This window comes from Streptomyces prunicolor, assembly GCF_045162825.1.
Classification (GTDB): Bacteria; Actinomycetota; Actinomycetes; order Streptomycetales; family Streptomycetaceae; genus Streptomyces; species Streptomyces prunicolor.
Genome location: NZ_CP108676.1, coordinates 1446127 through 1458283, shown reverse-complemented (window position 1 = coordinate 1458283; position 12157 = coordinate 1446127). Strand labels below are relative to the sequence as shown.

Here is a 12157-nt window from a genome sequence, read left to right as displayed (position 1 = left end):
ATGTCCGACCGTCCGTCCGTTCCCCGCCAAGGTCTGTCCCGTCGCACCGTCGCCAAGGCCGCCGCACTCGGTGTCGCGGGCGTGCTCACCGGGGCCTGGAGAGCCTCGGCCGCCGACGTCACCGTCACCCAACTGGGGCCCCGCACCTACGACTTGGGCGTCCCCTCCGCCGCACTGGGCCGCACCGCGCCCGTGCGGATCATCCTGCCGACCTCGTACGCCGCCCAGCCGAGCCGCACTTGGCCGGTGCTCCATCTGCTGCACGGCGCGCACGACGACTACAACTCGTGGACCCGTGAGACCGACATCGAGGCGTTCACCGCGGACCGGGACCTGATCGTCGCCATGCCGGACGGCGGGCCCACCGGCATCCCCACCCGCTGGCAGACCGGCCTCGACTACGAGACCTTCCAGCACCAGGAGGTCCCGGCGATCCTGCGCGCCGGATACCGGGCCTCCACCGTGCAGGCCGTCGCCGGGGTCTCGACCGGCGGATACGGCGCCATGGCACACGCGGCCCGCCACCCGGGAACGTTCGTGGCCGCCGCGTCGTACAGCGGCATCCCCGACACCACCACGACGACGATGCCGACGATCATCGAGGCGATCGTGGGACGGGAGAGCCTCAACCCCCTGTCGCTGTGGGGCGACCCGACGCTCAACTCCGCCACCTGGCAGGACTTCAACCCCCTGACGCACGCGAGCGCACTGCGCGGCACCGCGCTCTACGTCTCCGTCGGCAGCGGCAGTCTCAACGGAGGGCTCGGCACCATCCTCGCGCTCGCGCAGCTCATCAGCAGCGGCATCGGCTCTCTGCTGCCCGGGGTCCTGGAAAGTCTGGTGGCACCCTCCACACAGAGCTTCGTCACCGCACTCGGGCAACTGGGCGTCCCGGCCACCCAGCACCTGTATCAGGGCGGCGGACACCAATGGAGCGACTGGAAGCGGGAGTTCGCCACCTCGTGGCCGGTTCTCGCCGGTGCGCTCGGGCTGCCGGCCTGACCCGTACCGGGTTTGTCACGCACGGACAAAATCGAAGCTCCGCCTTGTAACTCGCGTACAGGCCAACGGAGTTCGGCGGGGGATATCGTCGGCGTTCGGACCGCCTTGACCGAGCGGTAGGAGCACGCCACATGGATCCTTTCGTCGCCGTTCCTCAGCGACTGGCAGAATTTCTGCGCCCCCATCTCGATGACATAGCCGCGGAGGTGGCGCGCGAGGTACAGCTTCAGGTGCCCGAGTACACAAGACCGGCCGATGACGCCTACGTGCGGACGATCAGAGCCGGAGTCCGTCAGGCCCTGACCCTCTTCGTGGACCGCATCGCCGACACCGGCCGGGAGGGGGGACACGTCGTCCACACCTACCAGGCGATCGGGCGTGGCGAAGCCGGCGAAGGACGCGGCCTCGAAGTGCTGCAGGCCGCGCTCCGGCTCGGCGGACGGGCCGCCTGGCGACGGATGATGAAAGCCGCCGAGGAGCTTGAGTTGGATTCGAGCGAGGTGGCCGCACTCGCGGACGCGGGCTTCACTCATATGCACGAGATCATGCAGGCGGCCACGGAAGGCCACACCGAGGCTCAGCTGCGCAGCACGGGCGAGTTGCAACGGCGCCGTATGCGCCTGCTGGACCTGCTGTTCGCCGATCCGCCCGCCTCCGCGGAGGCCGTCGCGGAACTCGCCCGCACCGCGAGCTGGCCCCTGCCGCAGCGGGCCGCCGTCATAGCGGTGGGCGGCACCGAGCAGCAGCAGGGTGACGAACTGCTGCTGCCCACCGCGGTGTTGGCGGACATGACCGCCCGCCCGGCGCGCCTGGTCATCCCGGACCCGGACGTGCCCGGCTCCTCGCGTGGACACGCTCTCGCCTCGGCGCTGCGGGGCCGGCCCGCCGCGGTCGGGCCGACGGTCCCGCTCTCGCAGACCGCGGACTCCTTACGCCTGGCCGCCCGAGCCCTCTCGCTCATGCGGCGCGGTGTCCTGCCGGGCGAGGGCGTGCTCCGGTGCGCCGACCACCTCACGACGCTGATCCTCTACGCGGACGAACCGTTGGTCCGGGCGCTGTCGCACCGGGTCCTGGCGCCGCTGGCCGGAATCCCGGCGCCACAGCGCGACCGGCTGGCGGAGACGTTATTGGCCTGGCTGCAGTGTGAGAGCAGTGTCAACAGCACCGCCCTGCGACTGCACATCCATCCGCAGACGGTGCGTTATCGCATGCGTCAGTTGGAGAAACTGTTCGGCGAGTCCCTACAGGATTCAGAGACCCGTTTCGAACTGGAACTGGCCCTGCGGGCGAATTCCGCCTTCGCATCGGAATCAGCTCGCCCGTTACTCACAGGCGAACAAAAACCGGGCTCGCCTTTGTCACGCGACTGACTAACTCCGTTCGCCATTTTTTGCATTCCTGGCAGCTATCTCTCGTGACGGCCCGTCGGTTCATCCGACGGGCCGTTTCTGCTGTTCAGGGCTTTATCGAGGCAAGTGTTAAGCCGGTTCCAGACACTCTTTTGCGGTATGGACCAATGGTATTCGGCGAGTGAGGTCGTCGGGGTTTCCCGACCGTGGAATGGCGCGCTGACCTGCATTCGAATCCTCGAGTCCATCCCGTCCTGTCGGCACCCCCGAAGTGAAAACGTCCGAATTGGTTTCCGGTCAATCCATTGAGCACCCGCGATTTTGCGCCACGGTTCACAAGGCAGACACAAGAGGTGCACAGACTCTCCACTACATTGGCGCACCAGAAAGCGGTTACGGCCGACCCCTTCGCGGGCTGCCGGCGTTCCGCTAGGCAGTACGCCCGCTCCCCGAGAGCCGTACTCACCCCCCATGCCCGGAGAGGGAACTTCACCGCATGAAGCGGACCACACGCACTGCCGCACTGACGGCGGGCGCGCTCATCGCCGCGCTCGGCCTCCCCGTCGGTACGGCGCACGCCGCCCCTGTACCCCGAGTGGACCTGCGGGTTCTCGTGGTGAGTGACGGAGGACCGGCGATCGACGCCATCACGGCGGAACTCGACACCGCCGGCACGCCCTACACCGAGATAGACCTCACCGCGGCCGGCCGGCCGACCATCAACGCGGCCTTCCTCGCGGACACCGTGCTCGGCGTACCGCGCGCCAAGTTCCAGTCCGTCGTCCTGCCCAACGACAACCCGTTCGCGGCCGGTTCGGCCGAGATGGCGGCGCTCGCGGCCTACGAGCAGACGTACGCGATCCCCCAGGTCGACGCGTACACCTACGCCCGCCCGGCTGCCGGACTGCAGGACGCCGCCCAGGGCGGCTACTCCGGCACCGTCGACGGCGTACAGGCCACGGTGACCACCGCCGGCAAGGCGAGCGCCTTCGGCTACCTCGACGGCCCGGTCCCCTTCGAGAACAACGACCCGGCGGTGAACGAGAGTTACGCCTACCTGTCGACCCCCGCGGCGGGCGCCGACTTCACGCCGTACGTGGACGCCCCGATCCCCGGGAAGTCGACGCGGGGTTCGCTTGTGGGGGAGTACCGGCACGACGGACGGCGCGAACTGGTCGTCACCTTCGTCTACAACCAGTACCAGCAGCAGTTCCGGCTGCTGGCCCGCGGCATCGTGGAATGGATGACCGGAGGGGTCCATCTCGGCTCCACCCGCAACTACTTCGCCGTGCACGTGGACGACGTGTTCGCGTCCGACGACCGCTGGAACAGCACCCTCAACTGCACGCCCGGCGACGTCGACTGCACCGACCCGAACGCCACCCCCGACCCGATCCGCATGGCCCCCGCGGATGTCACCTACGCCACCGACTGGGAGACCCGGCAGGGCCTCACCCTGGACCTGGCCTACAACGCGGTCGGCACCGTCGACCAGCGCGCCGACAACAACGGCGCGGACCCACTGGCCGATGCGCTCCTCGCCAAGAAGACCCAGTTCCGCTGGATCAACCACACCTACACCCACGCCTTCCTGGGCTGTGTGCAGAACATCACCGTGGTGCCGTGGAAGTGCGACACCGTGGGCACCGCCATCAAGTGGGTCAGCACGGCCGACATCTCCAACGAGATCGCCACCAACCGCGCCTGGGGCCAGACCAACGGACTGCCGCTGAACACCAAGGAGTTGGTCACCGGCGAGCACTCCGGCATGAAGGTGCTGCCGCAGCAGCCGGTCGACAACCCCAACCTGGCCCTCGCCCTCAGCCTGAACGGCATCACCTCGCTCGGCTCGGACAACTCCCGTGAGCCCGCCCAGCGTCAGCTCGGCCCCGCCCTCACCGTCCCGCGCTACCCCGTCAACGTCTTCTACAACGCGGGCCGCGCCGCCGAGCAGGTCGACGAGTACAACTGGATCTACACCAAGCGCGCCCAGGGCGGCAGCGGCATCTGCGAGGACAACCCGGCCACCAGCACCTGCCTGCCGGCACCCCTCAACACGGCCACCGGGTACACCAGTTACATCGTGCCGCTGGAGACCCGCGCCGTGCTCGGGCACGTGCTCTCGGGCGACCCCAAGCCGCACTTCATCCACCAGTCGAACCTCACCGAGGACCGCCTCGCCTACCCGGTCCTCAACGGTGTCGTCGACGGCTACCGGGCCCTGTTCGCGGACAACACCCCCTTGGTGAACCTGCGGATGGAGGACATCGGCATCGAACTCCAGCGCAGGATCGCCTGGCAGACCGCACTCAGGGCCGGCCAGGTGACCGCCTACCGCATCGGCAACGCGGTCACCATCCAGGCGCCGTTCGGGCTCGCGGTCAACGGCTCCGCGCCGGTCGGGACCACTGCGGGCGGCGTCACCGTCGGCACGGCGTACGCGGGCAGGCTCTCCGGCTGGAACATCTCCAACGGCCTCCCGGTCACCCTCACTCTCCCGGCCTCCGCCACGGCCACGGCCGCCGTCACCTCCTCCGGGAGTCTCACGGCGACGAAGCCCGCCCCGGCCACCCGCGTCCCCGCGGACGTCACCGAGCAGGTCGCGGACACCGCGGCCAACTGAACCGCGTACAGGACCGCCCGGTGCGCCGCCCCCCGGGGCGCACCGGGCGGGAACCACCCCCACACCTCGGCCGTGGAGCCCATCGATGTACGTTCCCTACGACGCGCGACGCCCCAGCAGCGGGGTACGCGTCACCCTGCTCACCGAAGGCACCTACCCGCACAGCCACGGTGGCGTGAGCGTCTGGTGCGACCAACTCGTCCAGGGCATGCCCGAGATCGACTTCGACGTCATCGCCGTCACCGGCACCGGACGCGAACCGCTCGTCTGGGAGCTGCCCCCGCATGTCTCGCGGGTCCTGTCCGTGCCCATGTGGGGCGACCCGCCCGCGGGCCGCGAGCCCCGGTGGAGCGCCCGCGCCCAACTGGGCGACGCCTACGAGGAGTTCCTCACCGCCCTGCTCGACCCGCGCGCCGAGGCCCGCTTCCCGCACGCCCTCTACGCGCTGGCCCGGGCGGCGACGGGCCGGACACTCAGCGCCTTCCTGCGCGGAGACAAGGCGATCGCGATCCTCACCTCGGTGTGGAACCGGCCGGGACTCGCCGTGCGCGAGGCCGTCCCGAGCCTGCACGACGCGCTCACCGCGACCTCCCTCCTGGAACACGCCCTGCGCCCGCTGGCCGTACCGCTCCCGCGCACCGGTGTCACGCACGCGGTCAGCGGAGGTCTCGCCACCCTGCCGGGCCTCGCGGCACTCGACCAGCACGGTGTGCCCCTGCTGCTGACGGAGCACGGCGTCTATCTGCGCGAGCGCTATCTGGGTTACCGCATCGCGCCCTATCGCTGGCCGGTGAAGGCGGTCCTGCTCGGCTTCTTCCGGCTGCTGGCGCAGGAGAGCTACCGGCGGGCCGCGCTGATCACCCCCGGCAACCGGTACAACCGGGTGTGGGAGGAGCAGGGCGGCGCGGCACCGGAGTCGATCCGTACGGTCTACAACGGCGTGGACCCCACGGCCTTTCCCCCCGCCGGCCCCGAGCCGCAGGGGTTCACCCTCAGCTGGGCCGGCCGGGTCGACCCGATCAAGGACCTGGAGACCCTCATCCGCGCCTTCGCGTTGGTGCGGGCCCAACTCCCTTACGCCCGGCTGCGGTTGTTCGGTGGCACGCCGCGCGGCGGCGAGGCGTACCGGGAGCGCTGCGAGGCGCTGGCCGCCACGCTCGGGCACGCCGACGCCGTCACCTTCGAGGGCCGTGTCGACGACATCCAGGACGCCTACGCGGCCGGCAATGTCGTGATGCTGTCCAGCATCAGCGAGGGCTTCCCGTTCACCCTGATCGAGGCCATGTCCTGCGGGCGGGCGACCATCTCCACCGATGTGGGCGGAGTGCGGGAGGCGGTCGGCGACACCGGATTCGTGGTGCCACCGCGCGACCCCGCCTCGATGGCCGCGGCGGCGCTGGAACTCCTGGGCGACCCGGAGCGCCGCCGGGCGATGGGCGAGGCGGCGCGGCTACGGGTGATCGACCGGTTCACGCTGCGCCACACCATCGACACCTTCCGCGCCATCTATCGCGAACTGCCCACGCTGCAAAGGGAGTCCGAGCGCATACCGGTCCCGGCGGAACACCTCGTCGCGGTCGCCGGATGAGCGGGCCGATGTCCCTGGAACCGGGCGGTTCCCAGCAGGACACGCTGATGCTGCGGCTCTCGGACATCCATCCGCCACGCCGCCGGCCGCGCTGGGCCGTCGACGACTCCACACTCACCATCCGACTGCCCTGGCACGGCCCCGACCAGGAGGCGGTCAGCTGGCTCGCCGCCGAACTCGCCGACCGGATCGGACCCGCCGTCCACCCGTACGAAGTGGCCGCTCTCCTGGAGGCGGAGGGCCTGACGGCGCCGATGGTCAGGGAACGGTACGGCCATCCCAGCCTGTTCTCGCTCGCCGCCGCGCTGTACGAGCAGGTGCCGCGGACCTTCCCGGAACCGGCCCCGACGGACGACCCATGGCGTCCGGACACCGTGCGCTGTCTGCTGCGGGGGGTGCTGTTCGCCCTGCCGGGCCTCGCGTACCTGCTCACCGCACCGCTGTGGAACGCGAGGGGGCACGCCTCCGCGCTGATCGTGGCGGGGCTGATCTCCTGGGCCTGGGGCCAGGCGCTCGGGCACCGCGCCCACCTACGGATGGCGACCGGGCGGCGGGAAGGCGCCCGTACCCTCATGGCCGGTGCGCCCCTCGGAGCACTGGTGGCCACCGCGGCGGCCGCACCGCTCGCCCACAGCGGGCCGCTGCTCCTCGCCGCGGCAGCGCAGTCGACGTATCTGGCGGCGGCCGGGGTGCTCCTGGTGCTGGCCCGCGAGCGGCTGCTGCTGGCCGCACTCTCCCCGCTGATCGCCGGGGCCGCCGTACTGCCCTGGTGGGAGCCGGGCGACCTCGCGAGGGCCGAACTGCCGACGCTGGCCGTGGTGGCCACGTTCTTCGTGACCGTCTGGGCACTCAGGGAACCCCTCGCAGCGCCCGCCGTGCCCGGCGCGGCCCGGCCGCGCGTGCTGTCCTCCCTGCCGTACGGCCTGTTCGGGCTGGCGGCCGCGGTGCTGGTGCTGCTGGAGGCGCGCCAGGAGCCGTACGCGGTGATCGTGCTGACCGTCAGCATGGGGCCCGCGGAGTGGCTGCTGTACCGCTACCGCGGTCTGTCGGTGGCCGCACTGCGCGCCGCCACGACACCGGGCGGGTTCCTGCTGCGCACGGCCGACAACCTGACGCTCTGTCTGCTCGGCTATCTGCTGCCGCTGTGGCCGGCGGCCCTGCTCACCGGCGTCGGACCGGTCGCGCTGCTCGCGCTCGGGGCAGCCCTGTGGACCGCCCTGCTGCTCCAGGCGTTCGGGGCGGCCTGGTTGTCGGCGCTCGTCTCTCTCACCGCGGCGGGAGGCGCCGGGGCGGTGACGCTCTTCGACCTGTCGCCGGGCCCGGTCGCCGCGCTCACCCTGTGCAGCGCAGCCGCCGCGCTGTGTCTGTCGGTGTCCGTGCTGTGGCTGCTCGGCCGTCCCGCGCCCCACGCGTAGGCGGCCCGCGCCACACCCGTTCGCCGTTCCACCCCCCCACACACATCAACTCATCGGAAGGACAACAGAGTTGACCTCCGCACCACTCGCCGCCGTCACCGGAGCCGAGGGGTTCATCGGCTCCCATCTCACCGAGGCGCTGGTCGCCTCCGGGCACCGGGTACGAGCCATGGCCCAGTACAACTCCTTCTCCTCCTACGGCTGGTTGGAGACCCTGCACCCGGACGTCCTCGACCAGGTGGAGATCGTCCTCGGCGATGTCCGCGACCCCGGCTCGGTCCGCGGTCTCCTCGAAGGCGCCGACACCGCCTACCACTTGGCCGCGCTGATCGCGATCCCGTACTCCTACCAGGCGCCGCACAGTTACGTGGACACCAACGTCACCGGCACCCTCAACGTGCTGGAAGCCGTGCGCGCGTTGGGCACGCCCCGGCTGGTGCACACGTCCACCAGCGAGACCTACGGCACCGCCCAGACGGTGCCGATCACCGAGTACCACCCCATCAACACCCAGTCCCCGTACGCCGCTTCGAAGGCGGGCGGTGACCGGCTGGCCGACAGTTACCACGCGAGCTTCGCGACGCCCGTGGTGACACTGCGGCCCTTCAACACCTTCGGGCCGCGCCAGTCGATGCGGGCCGTCATCCCGACCGTCATCGGCCAAGTGGCCGCCGGGGAACGGACGATCACCCTCGGCGACCTGCGCCCCACCCGGGACTTCACCTACGTCAAGGACACCGCGCAGGCGTTCCTGGCCGTCGGCACCGCACCCGCCGAGCAGGTGGTGGGCCGCACCTTCAACTCCGGTGCCGGCGAGGAGATCTCGGTCGGTGACCTGGTCGCGCTGATCGGCAAGGTGATGGACACCGCCCTCGACATGCGCGAGGACACCGCGCGCATCAGACCCGCCAACTCCGAGGTGATGCGGCTGGTCGCGGACGCGAGCCGGCTCACCGCCGCGACCGGCTGGCAGCCCGCGCACACCCTGGAGGAAGGGCTTGCGCACACCGTGGAGTTCTTCCGCGACCCGGCCAACCTCGCCCGGTACAAGACCGGCATCTACAACATCTGACCCGTCGGCACCGCCCTCACGAACCCCACCAATCTCACGAAGGAGGAGTCCCATGCATGCGGTGATCCTGGCGGGAGGCAAGGGTGTCCGGCTGCGGCCGTACACCACGGCGCTGCCCAAGCCGCTCGTCCCCATCGGCGACCAGCACGCCATCCTGGAGATCGTGCTGCGCCAGTTGGCAACGGCCGGCTTCACCCATGTCACCATCGCCATCGGCCACTTGGGCGAGATCATCCGCGCCTACGTCGGCTCCGGCTCCGCCTGGGGCATGGACATCGACTACGCCACCGAGGAAAGCCCGTTGGGCACCCTGGGCCCGCTGCTCACCTTGCGCGAGAAGCTGCCGGAGACGTTCCTCGTGATGAACGGCGACGTCCTGACCGACCTCGACTACGCGGACATGCTGCACACGCACGAGGAGTCCGGGGCACCGCTGACCATCGCCACGTATGCCCGCAAGGTGCACATCGACTTCGGGGTGCTGACCACCGACCTGTCGAGGGTGACCGCCTTCACCGAGAAGCCGAGCATCGACTACCGCGTCTCCATGGGCGTCTACGGCGTCTCCCGCGACACCTTGGACGGCTACACGCCTGGGCTGCCACTGGGCTTCGACGAGCTGGTCCTGGACCTGATACGGGATCAGAACCAGCCGCACGCCTACGACTTCGGGGGCTACTGGCTCGACATCGGCCGACCCGACGACTACGACCGGGCCAACGCCGAGTTCACCTCCCGCAAGTCCCATCTCCTCAAGGGGGCCTGAGCACCCCATGCGCATCCTTGTCCTGGGTTCCACTGGCTACCTCGGAGCCCATGTCGCCGAACGGCTGCGCACCCTGCGGGGTGCGCAGGTCCTCCGGGCCGGCCGCTCTCCCGACGCGGACCACGAGGTCGACCTCGCCTCCGTCCGTCCGGAGGAGCTGGCCAAGACCCTGGCCTCGGTCGCGCCCGACGCGGTGGTCAACTGCGTGGGCGCGACCGGCGGCGACGCGGTGACCCTCGCCGAGCTCAACACCCGTGGCCCGGCGGTACTTTGCGCCGCGCTGCGGGAGGGGGCCCCGGCGGCCCGGCTGGTGCACCTGGGCTCGGCCGCCGAGTACGGGCCGGGTGAGCCGGGCAACCCGGTGACGGAGTCCGCCGCGACCCGCCCGGTCGGCCCGTACGGGGCGACCAAACTGGCGGGCACGCTCGTAGTCACCTCGTCCGGGCTTGACTCGGTGGTGCTGCGGGTGGGTAATCCGGTGGGCCCCGGAGCGCCGACCGTCGGGCTGCCGGGCCGTATCACCGCGCTGCTGCGGCAGGCCGGCCGCGGCCCCGACACGGTGCTGCGGCTCGGTGACCTCTCCGCCCACCGCGACTTCGTGGACGTACGCGATGTGGCGTGGGCGGTCGAATTCGCGGTCACCGCCTCCAAACCGCTGTTACCGGTGCTGAACATCGGCTCCGGCCGGGTCGTCCCGGTGCGCGAACTTGTGCACGGCCTCGCGGAGTTGGCCGGTTTCCGGGGCCGAATGGAAGAGAACGCGGAGGGCGGAGGCTCGATCCGCTCGGGCGAGGTGTCGTGGCAGTGTTCCGCGATCGGCGCCGCGGAGGAGGCCCTGGGCTGGCGCCCCCTCCACGCCCTCGACGAGGCGCTCGCCTCGCTGTGGAAAGCCGACGGCTCACCGTGAGCCTGCTCGTTCCGCTGTATGTGCACCCCGCCGAAGACCCGGGCGCCTGGCACCGGTTGATCCAGGCGGCCGGGCGCACCTACGGCGTGATCCTCAACCCCGCGAACGGGCCCGGCGAGCGCCCCGACCCCGCGTTCACCGCGGCGGCCGGGGCGCTCAGGGGGGCAGGCGCGCGGCTGCTCGGCTACGTCGACACCGACTACGGGCTGCGCGCACAGGCCGAGGTCGCGGTGGACCTGCGCCGGCACCAGGAGTGGTACGGGGTCGACGGCTGCTTCCTCGACCGGGTGACCACGACGCGGCACGCGCTGCCCCGCTGCCGGCGGCTGGTGCGAACGCTGCGCAAACTGGGCGCGGGGACGGTGGTCCTCAACCCCGGGATGTATCCGGCGCGTGGCTACGCCCGCTTGGCCGACCTGACCGTCACCTTTGAGGGCCACTGGTCGACGTATGTCTCGGTGTTCAGCCGCCCGTCATGGGCCATGCGCCTGCCGCCCGAGCGACTGTGCCATCTCGTCTACGGCGTCCCCGAGGTGCTGGTGCCGCTCGCGGTGCGCACCGCGCGTGAGCGGGGCGCCGGGGTCAGCGGACCCGTGACCGGCGAACTACCCAACCCCTGGGCCGAGTTGACGCCCGCACTGACCGGAACGGATCGATGAAGTACACGGCACGAGTGATCCTGTTGGCGCTGACCCTGGCACTGGCGGGCTGTTCCGGCACGGAGTCGGAAGGGAGCCGCTGGCAGCCCCAACCCGGGCTGGCCTGGCAGTGGCAGCTCGACAGCAGGGTGGACCCGTCGGTGGACGTGCCCGTCTACGACATCGACGGCTTCGAGAACGCGGCGGCGGACGTGGCCCGGCTGCACCGCGACGGCCGCAAGGTCATCTGTTACGTCAACGTCGGCGCGTGGGAGAACTTCCGGCCCGACAAGGCCGACTTCCCCCGGTCGGTGCTCGGCGAGGAGAACGGCTGGGCGGGCGAACGCTGGCTGGACATCCGCGAGTTGTCCGTACTGCGGCCGATTATGGAACGGCGGTTCGACATGTGCCGCGACAAGGGCTTCGACGCGGTGGAACCGGACCTGGTGGAGGGCTACAACAACGACACCGGTTTCCCGCTCACCGCCGCCGACCAGCTCCGCTACAACCGGATGATCGCGTCGATCGCGCACGAACGCGGCCTGTCCGTAGGCCTGAAGAACGACCTCCCGCAGATCCACCAGCTCCTGCCCGACTTCGACTTCGCGGTCAACGAGGAGTGCGCCCAGTACGAGGAGTGCGCGGAACTCACCCCGTTCATCGCGGCCGACAAGGCGGTGTTCCATGTCGAGTACGCCGTGCCGACGGGCCGTTTCTGCGCCGAGTCGCGGCGGCTGAAACTGTCGTCGATGCAGAAGAAACTGGAACTCGGGGTGTGGCGCAAGCCGTGCTGAAGC

At 70.5% G+C, this 12157-nt stretch carries 10 protein-coding genes; all 10 read left to right on the top strand.

Annotated features, from left to right (window positions below; all coding sequences use genetic code 11):
• The 10 genes from OG588_RS06545 (at nucleotide 1) to OG588_RS06500 (ending at nucleotide 12154) form a co-directional block, all read left to right on the top strand.
• The gene (locus OG588_RS06545) at nucleotides 1-1002 is read left to right on the top strand and encodes an alpha/beta hydrolase (RefSeq protein WP_405946456.1); all 1002 of its coding nucleotides are present in this window, start codon (nucleotides 1-3) and stop codon (nucleotides 1000-1002) included.
• A 131-nt stretch (nucleotides 1003-1133) separates the two neighbouring features.
• Nucleotides 1134-2372: a PucR family transcriptional regulator gene (locus tag OG588_RS06540; RefSeq protein WP_405946455.1), complete on the top strand. Its 1239-nt coding sequence runs from the start codon at nucleotides 1134-1136 to the stop codon at nucleotides 2370-2372.
• Nucleotides 2373-2847: 475 nt separating this feature from the next.
• On the top strand, nucleotides 2848-4974 hold the full coding sequence (locus OG588_RS06535; protein WP_405946454.1) for a hypothetical protein: 2127 nt from the start codon (nucleotides 2848-2850) through the stop codon (nucleotides 4972-4974).
• An 85-nt stretch (nucleotides 4975-5059) separates the two neighbouring features.
• Nucleotides 5060-6562: a GT4 family glycosyltransferase PelF gene (gene pelF, locus OG588_RS06530; RefSeq protein WP_405946453.1), complete on the top strand. Its 1503-nt coding sequence runs from the start codon at nucleotides 5060-5062 to the stop codon at nucleotides 6560-6562.
• On the top strand, nucleotides 6559-7977 hold the full coding sequence (locus OG588_RS06525; protein ID WP_405946452.1) for a hypothetical protein: 1419 nt from the start codon (nucleotides 6559-6561) through the stop codon (nucleotides 7975-7977). Before pelF ends, OG588_RS06525 begins: the two co-directional genes overlap by 4 nt.
• A gap of 70 nt (nucleotides 7978-8047) precedes the next feature.
• Nucleotides 8048-9049 (top strand): GDP-mannose 4,6-dehydratase, encoded by a 1002-nt coding sequence (locus OG588_RS06520; protein WP_405946451.1) that lies wholly within the window; start codon nucleotides 8048-8050, stop codon nucleotides 9047-9049.
• 52 nt (nucleotides 9050-9101) lie between these two features.
• On the top strand, nucleotides 9102-9815 hold the full coding sequence (locus tag OG588_RS06515; RefSeq protein ID WP_405946450.1) for an NDP-sugar synthase: 714 nt from the start codon (nucleotides 9102-9104) through the stop codon (nucleotides 9813-9815).
• Nucleotides 9816-9822: 7 nt separating this feature from the next.
• Complete coding sequence (locus tag OG588_RS06510) at nucleotides 9823-10722, top strand: NAD-dependent epimerase/dehydratase family protein (RefSeq protein WP_405946449.1); 900 nt, start codon at nucleotides 9823-9825, stop codon at nucleotides 10720-10722.
• Nucleotides 10719-11381, top strand: a complete 663-nt coding sequence (locus OG588_RS06505; protein ID WP_405946448.1) for a spherulation-specific family 4 protein — start codon at nucleotides 10719-10721, stop codon at nucleotides 11379-11381. Before OG588_RS06510 ends, OG588_RS06505 begins: the two co-directional genes overlap by 4 nt.
• The gene (locus OG588_RS06500; protein WP_405946447.1) at nucleotides 11378-12154 is read left to right on the top strand and encodes an endo alpha-1,4 polygalactosaminidase; all 777 of its coding nucleotides are present in this window, start codon (nucleotides 11378-11380) and stop codon (nucleotides 12152-12154) included. Before OG588_RS06505 ends, OG588_RS06500 begins: the two co-directional genes overlap by 4 nt.
• Nucleotides 12155-12157 lie beyond the last annotated feature (3 nt).